The organism is Bacillus sp. BB51/4 (assembly GCF_008368845.1).
GTDB classification, from domain to species: domain Bacteria; phylum Bacillota; class Bacilli; order Bacillales; family Bacillaceae_G; genus Bacillus_A; species Bacillus_A wiedmannii.
Genome location: NZ_QOSC01000017.1, coordinates 18,338 through 38,831 on the forward strand (window position 1 = coordinate 18,338; position 20,494 = coordinate 38,831).

Below are 20,494 nucleotides of genomic sequence, written 5' to 3' on the forward strand. Positions count from 1 at the left end.
GATTTATTTCCATATCTAAAAATAATTATTGAACATCGTATCCTTGATCTTCAATTACAGCAACAATATCTTTTAACGTTACAACTGATGAGTCGATCGTAACTTCAACAGTTCCTTCTGCTAATTGAACTTTCACTCGTTCAACACCGTTTAGTTCTTTCACACTGCTTTCAATAGAATTTACACAATGTCCACAAGACATACCTTCAACTTGTAATGTTAACTGTTCCATTTAAAATCCTCCTCTTGTTTCTTCATTGTTTGTTAATCACAATTACATCTTACCATACCCCCCTAAGGTAATCAATGGTTTTGTATCATGATTTTTCAATTATTTTCTAAAAGTTTATTTTACACATCAATACCTCGAAATCCTATATAGAGGTAAACAAAAAACAAGCCAGTTACATACTAGCTTGTTTTTACGCTTTTGAAAAACGTTCAAATACTGTCATTAATTCTTCAATTGCTTCGTCACCATTGCCATCTTTAATAGCACCTGAAACACAATGACTTGTATGGTTTTTTAATACACCCATTCCTACTTTTTTCATTGCTGCATTAATCGCTGAAATTTGCACTAAAATATCCACGCAATAACGATCATTTTCAATCATATTTTGAATACCGCGGACTTGTCCTTCAATTCTCTTTAATCTATTTATAATTTGTTCTTTTTCTTTTTCTGATCTATGTGTTACCGCTTCATGATCTTTATGATCCATATTATCACCTTCTTAAAGTTTCTCTTCATCCAATAAAACAATTGCTTTTACGAGTATACCAATTATAGCATTAAATATCTACGTATGATACCCCATATGAGTATATTTCCGCTCTATGCTTATTCTTAACAACTTATTAGCTTCTCAGACTCAATTATTATGATACCCTTGCCTTTTTTTCAAAAAACAATAATAAGCAGGGATTATCCATCCCCGCTTATTATTCATCCACAAATATAAAAGTCTCAATTTTCACACGTGTAAATTGAGACTTTTTTCTTCCTATATATAATTATTGCTGATCACATACTTTTGTATCATTCACTACTGAAGTTCCTTCAACGGTTACCGTATGAAAACAGTCATTTACACGAACTGTCACGACTTTATCTTGACGATCAATGATATGATATTCATTAAAATTTTTATTCAGAGCACTGCGAATTTGTTCTCCTTCATAAATTGGAATACCATGTGATAAAACCCAAATAAGCCCAGCGATAGCAAGAATAGTTTTCATACGATCTACCTCCTTGAAAATATAGTGAACTTTTAATCCATGCTTTTTCAGCTCTACTAATCATGAATGGAATGAATCAAGCCTTTTTGGAAATAAGTTCATTTCGTCTATTTTATGTTTATGCTAATTGTGACCGAATTGTGACAACTTTTTGTCTCTTTAGACGAAAAGTTGAAACAAAACTTTCAAAAAGGACAATTCTACTTGCACAAACAAAAGGCTATGGAGAATTTCCCATAGCCTTTTGTTTGCATTTTATTAGATATTCATTTCAATTTATACGTGACTAATAAATCTTAACCCTTTACTTAAAGAGGTCGGCACAACTGATGCATGATTCTCCCCTTCAGCTTCATAAAACGTAAATAGAAACTGATCGTGTTTCACTCGGAGAAGGCGCTCTGATAATTCATTTGCACCTACAACCATATGCTCTCGTTCTAGTGAACCAACTGTAAGAAATACTCCTGTTTCAACTTTTGCATTGTTTAACTCATTTATTAGATTCTCTTCTTTTTCAAGCACGGATTGGTTATTCCACCAAATAGATGGACTACTAATAAAATAACTTTGAAAGGCATTTACGTTTGTAAATAGTATATGTAAAGCAAATAAACCACCTAGCGAATGCCCAAATAATGTTTGCTTCCCTTTATCAATCTCATAATTATTTTCAATTTGAGGTTTTAATTCTTCTTCAATAAAAGTAAAGAAATTATGTGCTCCTCCTGTTTTAGGCCACGGTTTACCGTCTGGTTTTAAAGGGGCATCTTTTGAAATTACACTAGGCGTAAAATCATAGCATCTTTCCTCACCTGAAAATGCCCCTTCAATTGGATAACCAATACCTACTATAATGGCTGGTGAAACACCTGTTTTCTCTGCTCTAACTGATTGTATTTTAACCGCTTCATGGAATGTTTGAAAAAAGGCATTGCCATCTAATACGTATATAACAGGATATCCTGACTCTGGTGCTGGCTGCCTCGGCTTTGAAATATGAATTTGATATTCTTTACCTTCTAATTTTGAATACATTTTCCACTGTTCTGTATTAGATGTAATAATCTGCTTTTTTTCAATAGTAGTATTCATCTTATATTCCCCCCTTCTTAACTCGTTACATATATCTCTACTTTCTCTTCTTGAGATACAACGCTATCGTAACCGAAACAAACAGGAGACCCATTATACGGATCAATCATGACACGCGCATCAATATGAAATACTTCTTTTAACACTTCATTTGTAATGATTTCTTCTGGGCTACCAGTTGTAACGATTTCCCCTTCCTTCATCGCAATAATTTCATCTGAAAACCTTGCTGCATGGTTAATATCATGCAGTACCATAACAACCGTACAATTATGTTCTTTATTTAACTTCTCCACAATTTGTAATACATCTAATTGATGAGACATATCAAGATATGTAGTTGGTTCATCTAGTAGTAATACTTCTGTCTCTTGTGCTAAAGCCATCGCTAGCCATACCTTTTGTCGTTGACCACCTGATAAATTTGCAATTTGTCTCGTTCGAAATTCAGAAGTTTTCGTTATATCTAATGCCCAATCAATCATCTCTTTATCTTTTGAAGTTAACTTATTTACATTATTTCGATGTGGATAGCGTCCATAGGAAATTAATTCTTCCACTTTAAGTTCTCCTGGTGCAATTGGAGTTTGCGGGAGTAAAGCTAACTGCTTCGCAATTTCTTTCGTTGGAATCGTATTTAAATCCTGTCCTTGCAAATATACTTTACCGCTCTTTTGCTTTAAAATTCTTCCCATTGTTTTTAACAGTGTTGATTTACCGCACCCGTTTGGCCCTATAATTGTCGTTACTTTTCCTTCTTGTATTTCCACATTTAAATCGCGAAACACTGTAAGCTTTTCATAACTCGTTTCTAAATTTTTTGCACTTAAAATACTCACTTTTATTCCTCCTCTTACGCTTTCGCCTTATAAAGTAAATATAAGAAATACGGTACACCGACAATAGAAATAACGATCCCAACAGGTAACTCTACAGGGTTGAAAACTGTTTTTGCAATAAAGTCTGAAGCTATTACAAGGAACATTCCGATTACTCCACACGTAGGAATGATATGCTTATGCTGAATACCGACAAGCCTTTTCGCTATATGCGGTGCCATTAAACCAATGAAACCAATACTTCCTGAAACTGCAACACATGCACTTACAAGTCCGATACTACTTAGTAGTAAAATAGATTTCTCTCTTTCTACTGGAACACCTAAACTTGTAATACTCGTTTCTTCCAATTGAAATAAATCTAATAAATAAGCTTTCTTTTGTATAAGCGGAATTAATATGATAAGCCACGGCAACATAGCAATAATATACTTCCAGTTTGCACTATATATACTTCCTGACACCCAAACTGCAGCCATCTCGAAATCAGTTGACTTCATTTTGAGTGATAAATACATGGAAAATGCTCCAAATCCTGATCCAATCGCAATCCCTGTTAATAAAAGACGCTGCGAATCTAACTTACCGTTTTTCCACGAAAACAGATAAATAATGATAGCAGCTCCTAACCCGCCAACTAAACCAAACATCGGCATCATCATAATAGAAACCCAGTCTGTGCTCTTTAATTGCCCTTGAAAGAAAAACATAAAAATGACGATTGCTGTTCCTGCTCCGGCATTTACTCCTAAAATTCCCGGGTCTGCCAGGCCGTTTCTCGTAATCCCTTGAATTACAGCACCTGCAACGCCTAGGCCTAATCCTACTAATCCAGCAATTACGATGCGCGGAAGACGAAACTCAAAAATAACTAAATCATGGTCTGGTACTGGATCTATTCTAAAGAGTGTTTTAAATACATCTTTAATCGTAATATCAAACGTACCATTCGTTAAACTAATATAAATAGCACATAGTATTAAAAATATAATAATCCCCATCGTCATTCCAAAACGTTGACTTGAACTTTTAAGCATGTCTCTCTCCTCCTCTTGTACGAATTAAATAAAGGAAGAAAGGAATTCCAATTAAGGAGGTAACGACCCCAATAGGTGTTTCAAATGGATAGTTTACAAATCTACTTAAAACATCACATAACGCTAAGAAAACTCCACCAATAACGCCTGCACATGGCAAAATCCACTTATAATCTACCCCAATTATAAAGCGAGTAATGTGCGGAATAATTAAACCTACAAAACCAACTTTTCCTACTAAAGCAACTGCTGTTCCTGTTAAAAAGATAACTGATAAAATCGCCATCGCTTTAACTAGTTTTGTACGCTGCCCTAGATTAATAGAAATCTCTTCGCCTAAAGAAAGAATAGTAATAGATTTTGATATTAACAATGCTAAAATTATTCCAATTATCCCAAACGGTATCGTGATTTTAATGATATTAGGGTCCACTTGGTCTAACTTTGCATTAAACCAAAAACTAACATTTTGAGAGATTTGGAAATATGATGCCATCGCGGCCGATACACTACTTAAAAATGTTCCAATAACTGTTCCGATAATCGCTAACCTAACTGGTGATAAGCCATTTTGAAGGAGCGAACCAAAACCAAATACGATACCGGCTCCTAGTGCAGAACCAATCATTGAACATAAAACCATACCAATTGATGACATTCCCGGAAGAAAAATCATACAAAGTGTAATAACAAAGGCTGCCCCATCCGTCACACCCATAATAGAAGGGGATGCAAGATAGTTTCTTGTCATCCCCTGCATAAGTGCTCCTGATATGGCTAGAAATGCTCCAACTAAAAGAGCTGCAACTACCCTTGGTAAACGTGAAGTAATAATAATATTATGATTTACATCGCTTGAATCAAAATGAAATAATGCGTTCCACACTATTTCAGCATCAATACTCTTCGCCCCATACAAAATAGAAAGTATAACTGTAAATAAGATGAGTATGGGTGCTATACATAATATAGTCACTGGTACTGCATTTGTTTTCTGCATATCATTCAACGCACCTTACTTATTGTATTATTTAGATAAATTTTTCACTGTTTCTTTTAAGAATGCTGTTTTACTCCAAGCAGTACCACCTTGTGCCATTGGGTCTACAACGTTTACAAACACTTTCTTTTCCTTCGCAGCATTCATACTTTGCCAAATTGGATTACTTTCAATTTCTTCTAGCACTTTCGGGTTTTTATTTTCAGTTGTCTCATATTGTAAGAAAATATAATCTGGGTTAAGTTCGGCAAGTTTTTCAAATGAAATTTTCTCTTGTGCTTTTACAGTTTTCAATTGTTCTGGAGCAGTTAATCCAAGATCTTTATAAATGACAGGGTTGAAGTATACTCCTTCTGGATATAGGAATAATTCGTTTGCTCTTAGTCTAATGACAAGTACTTTTTTGTCTTTTAACTTATCTCCTAGTTTTGCTTTTGCCTTTTCAGCGTCTGAATTGTAATCTTTAATAATTTTTTCTGCTTTATCTTTTTTACCAGTTAATTCTCCCATTAACTTTAAGTTATCTTCCCAATTTGTTGAAACGTGTGATACCGGGAATGTAGGCGCTACTTTCGTAAACTTTTCAGCTGTTTCTGCTGGGAATTTTGTACTTGATGTAATAACGTCTGGCTTTAATTGTAGTAATGTTTCAAAATTTGGTTGCATTTTCTCGCCAACAGATTTCGCACCCTCTAAATCTTTCTCAAGATACTTCGGTAATTTACCACCAACAGTAATGGCACCTACCGGCTTAATACCAAGTACCGCTGCATCTTCCATTGACTCTAAACTAGCTGTCGCAATTTTATCTACTTTTGCTGGTACTGTATATTCTTTACCTAAATATGTAATTTTTCTTTTTTCGTCTTTTTTCGTTTCCGTAGCTTTTGTCTGTTGCTTTTGTTCTCCTGAAGTTTTATCCGTACTATTGCATGCTGCTAGTCCTATACTTAAAACTGTAACCATCCCTAAAGTAAATAACTTCTTGTTCATCTTTATATAACTCCTCTCGAATTTTCAAACTATATTCTCAATAAAATTTAACTATATGTAACTTATCTCACATATATATTTCATTAGATTAATAATTCTATCCAGAACTCATTCTCGTTCACTTCCCCTAAACTATAATTCTTTTACACCTCATCCATTGACAATATTTCCATTGATAATGATTATCGTTACTAATTATATATTTAATATGCAATTATTTCAAGAAAGATTTGAAAAATTTTAACAAACTGAATAAAAAAAGAAGTATCCGCCTAATCCTAGGAAGATACTTCTTTTTTTAGAAATTTATATGTAATTCAACTGGACAATGATCTGATCCCATTACTTCACTATTAATTTTCGCCTCTGTTATTTTGTCTTTCATTCTTTCCGAAACAACAAAATAATCTAAACGCCATCCAATATTTTTTGCTCTCGCTCCCATACGATACGACCACCACGAATATGCACCTTCCTGATCAGGATACAGATAACGATACGTATCAATAAATCCTTCTTCTAAAATACGTGTGAATTTCTCCCTTTCCTCATCAGAGAATCCAGGATTTTTACGATTACTTTTTGGATTTTTTAAATCGATTTCTTTATGAGCAACATTTAAATCTCCGCAAAAAACAACGGGCTTTTTTTTATCTAATTGCTTAATATAAGCCCGAAAATCATCTTCCCATTTCATTCTGTAATCTAATCGTTCTAATCCACGTTTTGAATTTGGTGTATATAACGTGATTATGTAAAAATCTTCGAATTCTAAAGTAATAACTCGTCCTTCTTGATCATGCTCTTCAATTCCTAAACCGTATGTTACAGATAGCGGTTCTTTTTTCGTGAAAATAGCTGTTCCTGAATAGCCTTTTTTCACAGCATAATTCCAGTATGTATAATATCCCTCTGGATTTAAATCAATTTGCCTATCTTGTAATTTAATCTCTTGTAAACAAAATATATCAGCATTTGATTCCTCAAGATATTCTAAAAATCCACCTTTTGCGATAACTGCTCGCAAACCATTTACATTCCACGAAATTAACTTCACCTATAGTCCTCCTCTTGATGTTCACTTTCAAATTTCATGCTATCACAAAATAGAAAAACAATCATATTTTCACCTTTGTAATCTTGTTCTTACATTTGTGAATACATACATACGCACTTTATTCAGGTTATACTAATTGCAGAGGTGATGTTCTTTGCACAATGAAGGGATTACGTTAACAAATGAGCATTGGCAAGCAATTATTCATAATGATCCTTCCTATGATAGTAAATTCTTTTATGCTGTGAAATCAACCGGAATCTTTTGCCGACCGTCATGCAAATCAAGAATACCGAATAGAAACAATGTACGCATTTTTCATCATGCAGAGCAAGCATTAAGCGAAAAATTTCGCCCTTGCAAACGTTGTAAACCAAATGGGCTCACTTTACCTAATGAAGAGTGGGTAGAACAAATTAAAGATTATATCAAAAAGCATTTCGACGAATTATTAACTCTCGACATACTTGCTGAAATGTGTCATGGTAGCCCATTTCATTTACAACGCACTTTCAAAAAAATGACTGGAATAAGTCCAATAGAATATATACAGCAGTTTAGGATTGTTAAAGCGGCAGAACACCTTTTACACACAAATCAATCCATTAAAGAAATTAGTACTGCTGTCGGGATAGAAAACCCAGAGTATTTCGCAACTTTATTTAAAAAGAATACCGGATTTACTCCTACTGAATATCGAAAAAAGAACGAAATGAAAGAAGGATACAATAATGAATTCCTCCAAAAATAAATTTATATATTGGACGCTACTTACACATGAAAATTGGCAGTTTCATATTGCGGCAACTGAAAATGGACTATGCTTCATTGGATCACAAGATGAAAAATTTGAAGAACTAAATATATGGGCTAGAAAAAAATTGCCACAACATATATTGACCTGTAATCCAGATTACCTGCAATCATATACGAAAGAAGTTATCGAGTATTTAGAAAGTAAGCGAGAAACTTTTACATTCTCTATCGATGCTTACGGAACTGATTTTCAATTATCTGTTTGGAATACGGTACGTGAAATTCCTTATGGAAAGACATACTCTTATTCAGAAATTGCCGAAAGAATGCACAAACCTACTGCTGTGCGTGCCGTTGCTACTGCTATTGCTGCCAACCCTCTTCTCATTACAATTCCTTGCCATCGTGTTATTGGAAAGAATGGTAAACTAACCGGTTTTAGGGGCGGATTAGAAATGAAGAAAGTGTTGCTTACATTAGAAAAGTCTCAGGTAGAATGCATATGACAGCAAAATATACTAGCGCATTAACTTTAGCAGTTCCAACAGAATTTAGTTTCCAAGAAAATTTACGCTATCTATCACGTTCTAACAATGAATGTATGTTCTACATTGAAGATAACAAAATTTATAAAGTGATCCCTGTTCAGGATGTACATCCTTTAGTGGAAATTAGTATGAACTCGGATGATAATATTCAAATACATTTTTTAGAAGAATCATATACATCTGAAGAATCGATATGCGAAGCTGTAGCTCACTATGTAAAAGAGTGGTTTGATTTAACTACTGATTTAGCTCCCTTTTATACATTAGCTAAACATGATGTACTCCTTCAAAGACCAATTGAACAATATTATGGGCTTCGTACTTTAGGCATTCCAGACTTATTTGAAGCACTTTCCTGGGGAATTATCGGTCAGCAAATTAATCTCACATATGCTTATACACTAAAAAGAAGATTAGTCGAACACTTTGGAAATTATGTAGAATGGAACGGTAGAAAACATTGGATATTCCCTTCTCCTGAAACGATTGCCAATTTACATGTAGAGGATCTCAAAAACTTAAAAATGACGACTAGAAAATGTGAATATGTAATCGGTATTGCAAAGCTTATTACAGAAGGAAAACTATCAAAAGAATCTTTATTGCAAATACAAGATGTGAAACAAGCTGAAAAACAATTAACTGCTATACACGGTATAGGACCGTGGACTGCCAACTATGTTTTAATGCGTTGTTTACGATTTCCTTCCGCTTTTCCAATTGACGATGTTGGCTTGCACAATGCAATTAAATATATAACAGGTTCTGAAAGTAAACCGACTAAACATGAAATAAAAGATTTTGCGGCAAATTGGACCAACTGGGAGTCTTACGCAACTTTTTATTTGTGGCGAGTATTATACTAAAGAACCAAGTAGCGCATCCGCACTACTTGGTTCTTTTTTAAGCTTGTTCCTCGAATCGTCTTGCGATTTCCACAATAACTTGAACAGCTTTTTCCATCGTATCCACCGAAACATATTCAAATTTACCGTGATAGTTTTCACCACCTGTGAAAATATTCGGCGTTGGTAATCCCATATACGATAATTGTGATCCATCTGTTCCACCACGAATCGGATGAATGTTTGGTTCGATATTTAAACTTTTCATCGCTTCATATGCAATATCAACAATTTCTCTCACTGGTTCGATTTTTTCAAGCATGTTATAGTATTGATCATTCATTTCTAAAACGACTGCATTTTGTCCATACTTCTCTTGCATTTGCTTCACAATATTTTCAACGTTATGTTTACGCGCCTCAAAATTTTCACGATCAAAATCTCGAATAATATAATACGCTTTACTTTGCTCAACATCACCATTTAATGAAAGTAAATGATAGAATCCTTCATAGCCTTCTGTATATTCTGGTGCCTCTTCTACTGGTAAGTGCCCATTAAACTCCATAGCAAGTTTAGTTGCGTTACGCATTTTATTTTTCGCTGTTCCAGGATGTGTATTCGTTCCGTTAAACGTTAACTTAGCACCTGCAGCATTAAAGCTTTCATACTCTAAACCACCTAATGGACCTCCATCCATCGTATAAGCACATGATGCACCAAACGCTTCTACATCAAAATGCGCTGGCCCACGACCAATTTCTTCATCCGGCGTAAATGCTACTCTTATTTTCCCATGTTTAATTTGCGGATTATGTATTAAATAGTTCATTGCAACCATAATTTCAGTCAGACCAGCTTTATCATCTGCTCCTAGAAGTGTCGTACCATCCGTTGTAATAATCGTATGTCCTTTATATGATGGTAATTCTGGAAACTGTTCTGGCGTTAACACAACATTTAGCTCTTCATTTAACGTAATCGCATTGCCATCAAAATTTTCATGAATTTGTGGTTTTACGTTTTTACCTGTAAAGTCTGTTGCCGTATCTAAATGTGCTAAAAAGCCGATTACTGGCACATCCTTATCCGTATTAGCAGGAAGTGTTGCCATTACATACCCATTATCATCCATTGTTACTTCTGTTAAGCCAATCTCTTTTAACTCTTCCACTAATAACTTACCAAACTCAATTTGTCCAGGTGTTGTTGGTACTGTATGACTTTCTTCATTTGATTGTGTATCAATCTTTACATATCTCGTAAATCTTTCAATAAGTTCTTGTTTCAAACTCATTCACTCCCTTTTATGTTTCTCGTTCTATTATAATCCTTAAAACGAAATATTTTAACTTTTTTGACTGCGAATATATATTTCATTTGTATTTTAGCAATTTTAAATAGCAGCTAAAAAGTCGTAATATTTGTACATCAAAACTCTTACATGTAATATACATAATTATACAATATAGGAGGTTTTAAAGATGAGGCTAACTCTCTTTCGCTATTTTCTTTTTTTCTTAGGATTAATTTTTTTCGGCCTTGGAAACGCCCTTGCAGTCAAAGTTAAATTTCTCGGTTTACATCCTTGGGAAGTTTTAAATATGGCTCTCTACCAAAGATTTGGATGGACCATTGGTACGTGGAGTGTCATATGTGGATTATGTCTCGTTCTCATTTCTTTATTAGTAAATCGAAAATATATAAATGTGGGTACATTTTTAAATGCACTACTTATCGGTCCCATTATGGACTTTTTCTTACAATCAAACATTCTTCCAAACGCTAGTGATTATTTATGGATAAACTTACTCATTTTATTTGCTGGTATTGCAATTACAGGTATTGGGGGAGGGATGTATGTTGCGGCTGGGATTGGTGCTGGCCCTCGCGATGGATTCATGCTTACTATTTCCGACAAAACAGGACTGTCTATTAGCCGTGCTAGAATTATAGTAGAATGTGTTGTACTAGTTATTGGATTTATGCTAGGAGGTCCTGTTTTCATCGTAACTTTTCTTTACACCTTTATTCAAAGTCCAATCTTTCAGCAATCATTTAAGATGTTTCAAACACTCTTACATACTTTACATAACAAAGAGAAAGTTAGTGAACATATTTAAAGTACAGCTTAATACAAATAAATTCACCCTATTTACGATTCTCACCGCAAATAGGGTGTTTCTTTTTTCATCTCACAATTTCAGAATATATACTACTCATTCACAATAAAAGTATATACATCGTCATAAATACAGCCATTTACTTTAATTACATACTTCCCTGGTTTACTAAAACGAATTGTGTATTTATTTAACTGAATTGCTTCTTTATCTCCAGAAAGAATATCAATACTTCTACCACTCAATACATAAAATTCACTTTGATTCATCGTTACATCAATTGCATTGAAATTTCCTTCTTTCACCTGCTGGGTTTCCGCAGCGCTTACACTTGGTTCTAAAAACAGTAGTCCACTTAATCCAATCGTCCCCGCTAAAGCAACTCCCGCAAACTTTTTAATCTTTTTCATCACAATGTCCTCCTTATAAATTTTGTGTAAAGATGATGTTCCCCTTTACAACACAAAGCCTATATGTAATGAAATGAAAAGTAAACGGGGACCGTAAGACAAAATTCTACATCTTTTTCTCTGTTTGAATATAAATCCAACGTTTGGAGTTTCGTCAAACTTAAAATTGTTTCCTTAAACCAACTTCCGTTTATATTATTCAGAAATTGAATAATTACTTATTAATTTAACATTCTAAAAATAGTTGATAAAAATGCTTTCTATAAAAAAGTATATTTTATAAGTACGAATTAAAACACACTCCATATATTCAGTTTCATTCTCCTATCCATAATTTTTCTACATTCAATAATTGTTCATCATTAAATTCCAGCTTATATATGTCAGGCTTTGATGTATGTATTAGAAATTCAAACCCGTATTGCTTATCAAAATAATTCATCATGAGTGTCATTACAAGCCCATGTGTGCCAATTACAATTTTTTGTCCTTGAAAATCCATTAATATTTCCTTTAACACTTTCACTACCCGTCTCTGACAATCCTTATATGACTCTCCTTCCATGAGTGCAAAGTCAGGATTAGAGAACATCTTCTTTACAAGCGGATACACCTCTTTATCTGATATAACTTGATCCCCACTGGAAAACATACACTCTTTAAGTTTTTCATATATTAATATTTCTTTTTCATAGAAATTGGCTGTTTTTTCTATCGTTAACACAGCCCTCTTATATGGACTTGAAATGAAAGTATCAATTCCCTCTGTTTTTAATATGCCTGTTACTCTATGAGCGTCTAAACTTCCCTTTTCAGTTAAACCACGTGTTCTTTCACTCCCTTCTAATTTTGATGATTCACCGTGCCTAACCATATAGATATATGTATTCATACTTCCTCCTTGAAAATATTCATTTGTTTTTTATAAATTTTGTTGTTTTGTTCGTGTAATCCATTCTCCTACTAAACTCTCGAATAGTTCAGGCTGTTCAATTTGCAAGTTATGTCCCGCCATATCAAGCACCGCTAATGTTGCTCTTGGATAATCTTCAATAATTTCTATAACATCTCGATAACCTACCGATATATCTTGTCTTCCTGCTAATAAAAGAACGGGTTTCTCATATTTCTTTCGGTGAAACTCCATAGTAAGAGAATAATTTTTTTGCAACCTTTCAATAAATTCATAATTAGCAACATCTAACCCCGGCTTAATTTCTTCTTTAAATCGCTTATATGTATATTCATTTGCTACCACTGCTAACTCCCTAAATTCATTTCTTTCGGTAGAAGTTAACGTATTTAAAAACTCCTTATCTTGTACAATTATCTGTTTATCCGGCAAACGTCTTTCTTTTTGCAGCGCAACAACCACAGGACATATTAATAATAATCCATTGACTCTCTCAAACATTTTTGAAAGTATCCCTCTAGCTAAATATCCGCCGAAAGACTCTCCTACTAGTAAAAAATCTTTCTTTGGAATGATTTCTTCAATAAATATATTTAACACTTCTAATATATGATCTGAACTATTTATCCAATCTGGAGCATTCGATTTCCCCATTCCAGGTAAATCAATATATATTCGTTGATAACCTTCATATTTTTGAAATACTGATTCCATACATTTCATCATTAACCTATGATCCGGCGCACAGCCATGTATATTAATGACTGGTTTACCCTCACCCACAATTTCATAGTATACTTCTGCACCTTTCATTCGAAATAACATAAAAAGTCCTCCCTATTTAGTGAAAATACTATCCACTCTGTAAGAATACACGTTCTTATTTTATATCCTTTTGTAATATTTTTACAAATGTTAATTTTCAGATTAAAAATGAAAACCTTACTTAAAATAGCCTATAACAATCAAAAGATCAGCACAAAAGAGGATTCTCATCATTTTATATGCAATTGTGCATCTCCACTTACAAATTACTAAAAAACCTTTACAATTCAAAGGATGACTAAATATACAATTTCCATTTAAAATCTTGATGAAGTACATATTATCAAACTCAATATTTTTCAATTTTAAGAAGTATTAAACTCTTCAATACTTTCCTTATAAACAAGATTTTTACAAGGAAATCTGATACAATTCTTAAATAATATTATTATGTATAGATATTACGAATATAGTGCATAATTAAAGAAGGTGATTTTATTGAAATTAAATAAAAATTTACAACTATGTATATTAATCGGAACATTAATATGCTATTCAATCTATTTTATATTTTTTTATCTGTTCCCTACTCATTTTTCAAATTCGGATGTACGCTTCGCTTCACTTATCGTTGAAGCCATTACATTTGTATCACTAATTTATTCTATATATTCTAAAAAAGTCAGTTCAAATCCATTTTGGATATGTATCACAATAGCAATTGGGAGTTTTTTATTAGGAAAAATAGTATATACATATCAAGATAGCTTCTTCGAAATTCCAATACATCGTTTTACTATTTCTGATGTATTTTACATGTTTTTTCTACTCTTTTGTCTTATCGCTTTCAGTTATAAAATTTTAAAAGAATGCGATAAATGGGAAAAAGCGTTCTTTATTTGTGATATATGTATAGTACTTACTTCCATATTCACATTAGAGTGGTATTTATTTAATCAACCAAATTTAAATATATTCTCTCTTTCACTAGGAGATGTTTTCCTTTCATTTCTATATCCAATTGCAGATTTATTATTTCTTCTACTAGGCGTTAGTCTCTTTTTCCGTCCGACAATTTTTAATTCTAAACGGAAGATTTATATCTTTATTTTTGTATTAATAAGTTCTGCAACTTTTAACTATATTTATTTCTACTTAAATAACCATTTATCAACTGAAACGATAACATTATTACGTCTTTTATATAGAATACCTATATTGTTTATTGCAATAGCTGGATCTATTTCAGCAGATCGTAATAGCCATAAAAATTATTTCATTGTTAACCTTATAATAGGAAAAAAGGCTTTAGTTGTATTTCCCTATCTTGCTGTTGCAATACTAATCGGGTTTACATTAAAAGAACAAACAGCATCTTCAACTCTCATTACAGGAAATTGTATTACTTTCATTTTCGTACTCATTCGTCATTCTATTGTACGTATGCAAAACAATTCCCTAACAAAACGTTTACAGGCATTTAATGCGCAACTAGAAGAAAAAGTGACTTTACGGACTTCTGATTTAGTTCATAAATCAGAGGCTCTATCTCAAAAACAACAAAAGTTTAAATCGTTATATGAATATCACCCTGATCCTATTTTTACAATTGATTTACACGGCGTATTCTTAAATGTAAATCAAGCCGGGAGTATACTACTTGGGGCACCAACAGATGAGTTACTCGGTGAAACATGTTTTTCAATTATTTTAGACGAAGACAAACATAAACTAACATCTGCATTAGAAAAGGTGAAACAACAAGAATCGGCATACTTACAACTAAGTTCTAAATATAAAGATGGTTTTACTTATTTTTTATACGTTACCATCGTCCCTATTATAATAGACGGACAAATTTCAGGAAGCTATATTATGGTAAAAGATATTACCGCACTAAAAAAGCAACAAGAAGAAATAAAGTATTTAGCATTCCATGATACTGTAACGAAAATTGGGAACCGTGCCTTTTTCCATAAGAAATTAAAAAAAATTATAAAACATGCTAAAACGATAGAAAGCGAGTTTGCATTATTATATTTAGATTTAGATCGCTTTAAAGCAATTAACGATACACTTGGACATTCGGCAGGAGATCACATATTAGAAGAAGTAGCGAAGCGATTCCAATCATGTCTTCCATCACATACTCATCTGTCAAGAATCGGTGGTGATGAATTTACAATCTTAATTGAAAACTATACTGACGAAGATTCCTTATTCGATTTATGCAACCAGTTATTTGAATGCATAGAAAAACCGTTTGTCATACATGAGCATACATTAACTTTATCACTTAGTATCGGCATCGCTATTTATCCACATTCCGGAATCGATACCGCTACACTTTTGAAAAACGCTAATGTTGCCATGTATGATGCGAAAGCAAAAAAACTTAACTCTGTCTCTATTTATGACGATCTAATCGCTAAAAAAATCGAAAGACGATTACGATTAGAAAAAGATTTACCAAACGCAATACAAAATGAAGAATTGTTCCTTTTGTATCAACCTCAAGTTGATAGTGAATCTAATAAAATTATCGGTGCAGAAGCTCTAATCAGGTGGAATCATCCTGAATTAGGCGTTATTTCTCCATACGAGTTTATTCCGATTGCAGAAGAAACACTACAAATTATTCCAATAGGAAAATGGACGTTACACCAAGCTTGTGAGCAAATGAAACGTTGGCACACACTCGGATATTCTCATTTAAAAATTGGTGTAAACTTATCTGCTAAAGAATTTGAACAAGAAGATTTTGTAAAGTCTATTTCTTCTACATTAGTAGCTACAGGCTTATCGGCAAGTTCTCTCGACCTTGAATTAACAGAGCGCATTGCAATGATGGATGAGCGAGAAACATTGATAAAGCTCCGCACACTAAAGGGTTTAGGAGTTCACATTTCAATCGACGACTTTGGTACAGGTTATTCTTCACTAGCGTATTTACCTTTATATCCAATAGATACGTTAAAAATCCCAAGAGAATTTATAACAATGTCTGAAACGTGTGAAGATGGAATGGAAATTATTAAAACGATTATCACATTAGCACATACATTAGAAATGTCTGTCATTGCTGAAGGTGTAGAAACGAAAGAACATGTGAATTTCCTTCAAAAAAATAAATGTCAGTTTATTCAAGGTTACTATTATAGTAAACCTATCCATACTCATGCATTTACTGAGCTATTAGAAACCGGTATTCACCCATAGTATATAGCTAATTTGGATAAGTAATAATGAATTTGAACAACTATAGTAAAAAGGAAAGAAGATACCTTCTTTCCTTTTTACTATTTAAATTTCTATTACTTCACCACTTCATTTATTATATCTATTAATTGATGAATCCCCTCATCATTTGTTTTCTTATATCCATTCATGTTTTGAATATATCTCTCCTTATTTGTATGCAACTTATTTACTGCATGTATGAATACATTCGTACTTATTCTGTCTTGGAGTAAAACTTCCGCATATCCTTGCCGAGAAAAATATTCAGCATTTAAAACTTGATCTCCCCTACTGGAACTGTTAGTTAACGGGATAAGCAACATCGGTTTCTTCAAAAATAGCAATTCAGAAATAGCAGTAGAACCCGCTCTAGAAACTACAACACTCGCCATATTTAGTATATGCGCCAACTCGTCCCCTATATACTCAAATTGCATATAACCTTCCATACCAATAGATGAATCCACCTTCCCTTTACCGCACATATGAACAATATTAAAATTTAATAGTAATGTTTCCAAACTTTCCCTTACCATATCATTTATCCATTGAGCACCTTGACTCCCACCCATAATTAACAATACTGGTTTATCTTGCTGAAATTTACAATAGCTTCTTCCCCGCAATACGTTGCCCCTCTCAATTTCTTCCCTTACAATTGGTCCTACATAAACCTTCTTCTCATTACTTACATTTTCTCCTGTCTGAGGAAATGTTGTGCATAGTTTTGTAGTAAAAGGTAATGCTATTTTATTTGCTAATCCTAACGTACTATCTGGTTCACGTATTATTACAGGTACTTTATTCATCCACGCTCCTATTACTACAGGAACGGACACAAATCCTCCTGCCGAAAAAACAACATCTGGTTTTATTCGTTTCATCAATTTATAACTTTGTATGCAACCTTTTATTATTTTAAAAGGATCTTTAAAGTTCTCCCAATCCCAATACCTCCTAAGCTTCCCTGTTGAAATACTATTATACTTAACATTTTGAACTAATAATTTTTCAATTCCATTTTGAGATCCAATATACTCAACTCCCCACCCTTTTTTCATAAATTTAGGAATCAATACCATATTAATCATTACGTGTCCGGCTGTACCGCCCCCAGTAAAGAGAATCTTTTTATTCATAATTTTTATCCACCTTTATCATTAAAAATCTTGTTTTATACTAATCTATTAAATGTAAGTAAACTTACTATTATTTATATAAACATGTAACTCAAATCCTATATCTTGCAAAAAATCTTTAATGAGATCATAAAAATCTTTTCCATACTCACTACATTCATACTGAGCAAAAACTTGGATTACAAGCCTAGTTCCTGTATTTATTACTGGATTTTTCCAATCATCCTTTTTACCTTCCACATAGGCTCGACATTTATTTATCGCCTCATAGATACACAAAACATGCTCTTCCTCATCTTTCCAGTCCAGCGTATCAACAATTAAAAGAAGTAGCGTATTTTGATTATCTATTGTTTTATAGCCATTCATATATTTCTTACATCCTTTTCATTTTTCATTGAATACAGATTTCACTACACTTCGCATACTCGAGTACATCTTTTAATGATTGATGGAATTGAATTTCTGGGACCCAACCTAACCTTTTTATATCTTCTATTACTAAACTCTCATTCGATTCGCTCCCACTATGCTCTGCTTCTTTTATGGAAAAATTCAGCTGTGTTAATTCTTTGTATTGTTCTATTACATCTAATAAAGACCGTTTTACCCCTGATCCAATATTATATTGTTTTCCATTTATTCCATCGCGTAATAACACATGATACGCTTTAACCGCATCACGTACATCTAGAAAATCCCTACTATCTTTCAAACTGTTTACTTCAATAATTGCTTCACTTTTATTCGACTCTATAGTTATCATTTTTTTTGCAAGAATAGAACAAATACCATTCGATACTCCTGGACCAATTAAATTCGAGGGCTTTGCAATGATAATATTTGAATTCATTAATTCACTCCACGCCTCTGCAATAATGACTTGCATCGTTTTACTTAAACTATATGGATTTGAAATTTTTATGTTGTTCATACTATCTGCTTGCAAAGCAGATCCTATAACCAATGTTCTACAGTGAGGTACTTCTTGCTTAATTGCTTCTAATAAATATAATGTCCCTATTACATTAACCTCTACATATTCAAGAGCAGCTGTCCAAGACTCTATGACCGAATTCCTTCCTGCTAAATGCAATACATAATCTGGCTTTATTTGTTTCATTACCTTCATTACTTCGCTCTTATTAGTTAAATTACAAGTAATACCATTCCCAATTATTTCTCTATGTGCACGATTTTGAAACATAGGAATTACATGAAAGCCCTGCTCTAAAAAATATTGGCAAGCATGGCGCCCTGTGAAGCCATTTGCGCCAGTTATTAAGAGGCTCGCATTTTTTTTCATCGTAAAAACCCTCCTTTTTCTAGCATTTGTTTCACCTCATGTTTTGTAAGTAAGTCTTGTTGAGAACTAAAACTCTTCACATCCACTAGCGGATAACTAGCATAATATTCTTGCAGCCCTTCTATAGGAATAGTCGGTAGTACCACAAAATAATTTTGATCAAAGCTTATACTTGTTTTACTCTCTACCTCAGATAAAAGCATTTCACTTAATTTTTCACCCGGCCTTATCCCTACCTCTTTTACCTTCACGTTTTCTTTTTTTGAATCTTCAATTAACACTTCTGCTAAATCTGTTATTTTACATGCCGGCATTTTCATAACAAAGATTTCTCCACCTCTACCTTGATATACGGCTTTAAATAACAATCCAACAGCATCTTCAATCGTTAAGAAAAATCTAGTCATATTTGCATCGGTAATCCCTACTTTTGAAGATTTTTTAATTTGTTTTTTAAAAAGTGGTACCACACTTCCGCTCGTCCCTAAAACATTTCCACCACGAACACAAATGAATTTTGTTTTCTTCGTTTGCATATTCGCATGAACCATTAACTTTTCACCAATTGCTTTTGTCATCCCATACGTATTTGATGGGTCAGCTGCTTTATCCGTTGAAACATATATAACTTTCTCAACTTGCATCTGTATAGATACTTCAATTACATTTTGTGTACCATGTATATTGGTTTTTATAGCTTCATAAGGATAATACTCACATACTGGAACATGCTTTAAAGCTGCAAGATGGAATACATAATGTACACCTTGGCATGCATAGGCTAGTTGATCTTTATCACGAATATCTCCAATAATAAATTTTAACCTATCATCATTTATAAACTGTTGCTGCATTTCAAACTGAACCGTTTCGTTTCTTGAAAAAACCCTAATTTCTTTCGGTGATTTTTCTAATAGTTGTTTTATAAGTTCACGTCCCCACGAACCTGTACCACCAGTAATTAAAATTATTTTATTCAGCATTTCTTTTCCTCCTACTAAACATTTCAATTAATATAGTATTTATAAAATGTATTGAATTATTTTCAATTGATTCAAATCATAATCGTCGTTTGTTACATTTAATTGACAAAATAAAAAAACAGAAACTATTAAAAATAGTTTCTGTTTTTCATTTCACCTCACAACAGTAAGATTTTTTATACTGTTTGCATAATAAATAC

22 protein-coding genes are annotated in these 20,494 nt (G+C 33.1%); 5 read left to right on the top strand and 17 right to left on the bottom strand.

What is annotated here, in order from left to right; genetic code table 11:
- Window positions 1-25: 25 nt before the first annotated feature.
- The 9 genes from copZ to DN392_RS23055 all read right to left on the bottom strand — a co-directional run bounded on the left by copZ (window position 26) and on the right by DN392_RS23055 (window position 7,266).
- On the bottom strand, window positions 26-232 hold the full coding sequence (gene copZ, locus DN392_RS23015) for a copper chaperone CopZ (RefSeq protein ID WP_000436981.1): 207 nt from the start codon (window positions 230-232) through the stop codon (window positions 26-28).
- Window positions 233-422: 190 nt separating this feature from the next.
- A complete protein-coding gene (locus DN392_RS23020; RefSeq protein WP_000349635.1) occupies window positions 423-725 on the bottom strand; it encodes a metal-sensing transcriptional repressor in 303 nt (100 codons plus the stop codon).
- A 292-nt stretch (window positions 726-1,017) separates the two neighbouring features.
- Window positions 1,018-1,245, bottom strand: a complete 228-nt coding sequence (locus tag DN392_RS23025; RefSeq protein WP_000849098.1) for a hypothetical protein — start codon at window positions 1,243-1,245, stop codon at window positions 1,018-1,020.
- 276 nt (window positions 1,246-1,521) lie between these two features.
- Window positions 1,522-2,340: an alpha/beta hydrolase gene (locus DN392_RS23030; protein ID WP_064470359.1), complete on the bottom strand. Its 819-nt coding sequence runs from the start codon at window positions 2,338-2,340 to the stop codon at window positions 1,522-1,524.
- Between the two features lie 17 nt (window positions 2,341-2,357).
- Window positions 2,358-3,179: an ABC transporter ATP-binding protein gene (locus tag DN392_RS23035; protein ID WP_000025778.1), complete on the bottom strand. Its 822-nt coding sequence runs from the start codon at window positions 3,177-3,179 to the stop codon at window positions 2,358-2,360.
- A 14-nt stretch (window positions 3,180-3,193) separates the two neighbouring features.
- Window positions 3,194-4,216 carry a FecCD family ABC transporter permease gene (locus DN392_RS23040; protein ID WP_061672296.1) on the bottom strand — a complete coding sequence of 341 codons (1,023 nt, stop codon included), beginning with the start codon at window positions 4,214-4,216 and terminating at the stop codon, window positions 3,194-3,196.
- Window positions 4,209-5,216 (bottom strand): FecCD family ABC transporter permease, encoded by a 1,008-nt coding sequence (locus DN392_RS23045; protein ID WP_061672295.1) that lies wholly within the window; start codon window positions 5,214-5,216, stop codon window positions 4,209-4,211. The genes DN392_RS23040 and DN392_RS23045 overlap by 8 nt, the downstream gene beginning before the upstream one ends.
- Window positions 5,217-5,243: 27 nt before the next feature.
- Window positions 5,244-6,209 (bottom strand): iron-hydroxamate ABC transporter substrate-binding protein, encoded by a 966-nt coding sequence (locus DN392_RS23050; RefSeq protein ID WP_061672294.1) that lies wholly within the window; start codon window positions 6,207-6,209, stop codon window positions 5,244-5,246.
- A gap of 298 nt (window positions 6,210-6,507) precedes the next feature.
- Window positions 6,508-7,266, bottom strand: coding sequence for an exodeoxyribonuclease III (locus DN392_RS23055; protein WP_088321360.1), 759 nt, complete (start codon window positions 7,264-7,266; stop codon window positions 6,508-6,510).
- A 154-nt stretch (window positions 7,267-7,420) separates the two neighbouring features.
- Between DN392_RS23055 and DN392_RS23060 the strand changes: the two genes are divergently transcribed.
- The 3 genes from DN392_RS23060 to DN392_RS23070 are packed head-to-tail and all read left to right on the top strand — an operon-like array spanning window position 7,421 to window position 9,436.
- The gene (locus DN392_RS23060; protein ID WP_061672292.1) at window positions 7,421-8,017 is read left to right on the top strand and encodes a bifunctional transcriptional activator/DNA repair enzyme AdaA; all 597 of its coding nucleotides are present in this window, start codon (window positions 7,421-7,423) and stop codon (window positions 8,015-8,017) included.
- Complete coding sequence (locus tag DN392_RS23065) at window positions 7,998-8,528, top strand: methylated-DNA--[protein]-cysteine S-methyltransferase (protein ID WP_088321359.1); 531 nt, start codon at window positions 7,998-8,000, stop codon at window positions 8,526-8,528. The genes DN392_RS23060 and DN392_RS23065 overlap by 20 nt, the downstream gene beginning before the upstream one ends.
- Window positions 8,525-9,436 (top strand): DNA-3-methyladenine glycosylase family protein, encoded by a 912-nt coding sequence (locus tag DN392_RS23070; protein ID WP_000125663.1) that lies wholly within the window; start codon window positions 8,525-8,527, stop codon window positions 9,434-9,436. Before DN392_RS23065 ends, DN392_RS23070 begins: the two co-directional genes overlap by 4 nt.
- Window positions 9,437-9,473: 37 nt before the next feature.
- On the opposite strand, the gene pepT is transcribed toward DN392_RS23070, so the two are convergent.
- Window positions 9,474-10,706 carry a peptidase T gene (gene pepT / locus DN392_RS23075; protein WP_061672290.1) on the bottom strand — a complete coding sequence of 411 codons (1,233 nt, stop codon included), beginning with the start codon at window positions 10,704-10,706 and terminating at the stop codon, window positions 9,474-9,476.
- A gap of 193 nt (window positions 10,707-10,899) precedes the next feature.
- Between pepT and DN392_RS23080 the strand changes: the two genes are divergently transcribed.
- Window positions 10,900-11,538, top strand: coding sequence for a YczE/YyaS/YitT family protein (locus DN392_RS23080; RefSeq protein WP_061672289.1), 639 nt, complete (start codon window positions 10,900-10,902; stop codon window positions 11,536-11,538).
- A 92-nt stretch (window positions 11,539-11,630) separates the two neighbouring features.
- Here the strand turns inward: DN392_RS23080 and DN392_RS23085 are convergent, their stop codons facing one another.
- The 3 genes from DN392_RS23085 to DN392_RS23095 all read right to left on the bottom strand — a co-directional run bounded on the left by DN392_RS23085 (window position 11,631) and on the right by DN392_RS23095 (window position 13,686).
- Window positions 11,631-11,948 (bottom strand): hypothetical protein, encoded by a 318-nt coding sequence (locus tag DN392_RS23085; RefSeq protein ID WP_064449181.1) that lies wholly within the window; start codon window positions 11,946-11,948, stop codon window positions 11,631-11,633.
- 316 nt (window positions 11,949-12,264) lie between these two features.
- Window positions 12,265-12,840, bottom strand: a complete 576-nt coding sequence (locus DN392_RS23090; protein WP_064470356.1) for a histidine phosphatase family protein — start codon at window positions 12,838-12,840, stop codon at window positions 12,265-12,267.
- 30 nt (window positions 12,841-12,870) lie between these two features.
- Window positions 12,871-13,686, bottom strand: coding sequence for an alpha/beta fold hydrolase (locus tag DN392_RS23095; RefSeq protein ID WP_000898923.1), 816 nt, complete (start codon window positions 13,684-13,686; stop codon window positions 12,871-12,873).
- A gap of 438 nt (window positions 13,687-14,124) precedes the next feature.
- On the opposite strand from DN392_RS23095, the gene DN392_RS23100 reads away from it, so the two are divergent.
- The gene (locus DN392_RS23100; protein WP_142292452.1) at window positions 14,125-16,845 is read left to right on the top strand and encodes an EAL domain-containing protein; all 2,721 of its coding nucleotides are present in this window, start codon (window positions 14,125-14,127) and stop codon (window positions 16,843-16,845) included.
- Between the two features lie 95 nt (window positions 16,846-16,940).
- Here the strand turns inward: DN392_RS23100 and DN392_RS23105 are convergent, their stop codons facing one another.
- Genes DN392_RS23105 through DN392_RS23120 form a run of 4 tightly spaced genes read right to left on the bottom strand, consistent with a single transcriptional unit; the run spans window position 16,941 to window position 20,294 of the window.
- A complete protein-coding gene (locus DN392_RS23105) occupies window positions 16,941-18,005 on the bottom strand; it encodes an undecaprenyldiphospho-muramoylpentapeptide beta-N-acetylglucosaminyltransferase (RefSeq protein WP_088321357.1) in 1,065 nt (354 codons plus the stop codon).
- A gap of 48 nt (window positions 18,006-18,053) precedes the next feature.
- On the bottom strand, window positions 18,054-18,374 hold the full coding sequence (locus tag DN392_RS23110) for a DUF6572 domain-containing protein (protein WP_001014808.1): 321 nt from the start codon (window positions 18,372-18,374) through the stop codon (window positions 18,054-18,056).
- Between the two features lie 25 nt (window positions 18,375-18,399).
- Window positions 18,400-19,311: an SDR family oxidoreductase gene (locus tag DN392_RS23115; RefSeq protein ID WP_000739088.1), complete on the bottom strand. Its 912-nt coding sequence runs from the start codon at window positions 19,309-19,311 to the stop codon at window positions 18,400-18,402.
- Complete coding sequence (locus tag DN392_RS23120; RefSeq protein ID WP_000932620.1) at window positions 19,308-20,294, bottom strand: UDP-N-acetylglucosamine 4,6-dehydratase family protein; 987 nt, start codon at window positions 20,292-20,294, stop codon at window positions 19,308-19,310. Before DN392_RS23120 ends, DN392_RS23115 begins: the two co-directional genes overlap by 4 nt.
- Between the last annotated feature and the right edge of the window lie 200 nt (window positions 20,295-20,494).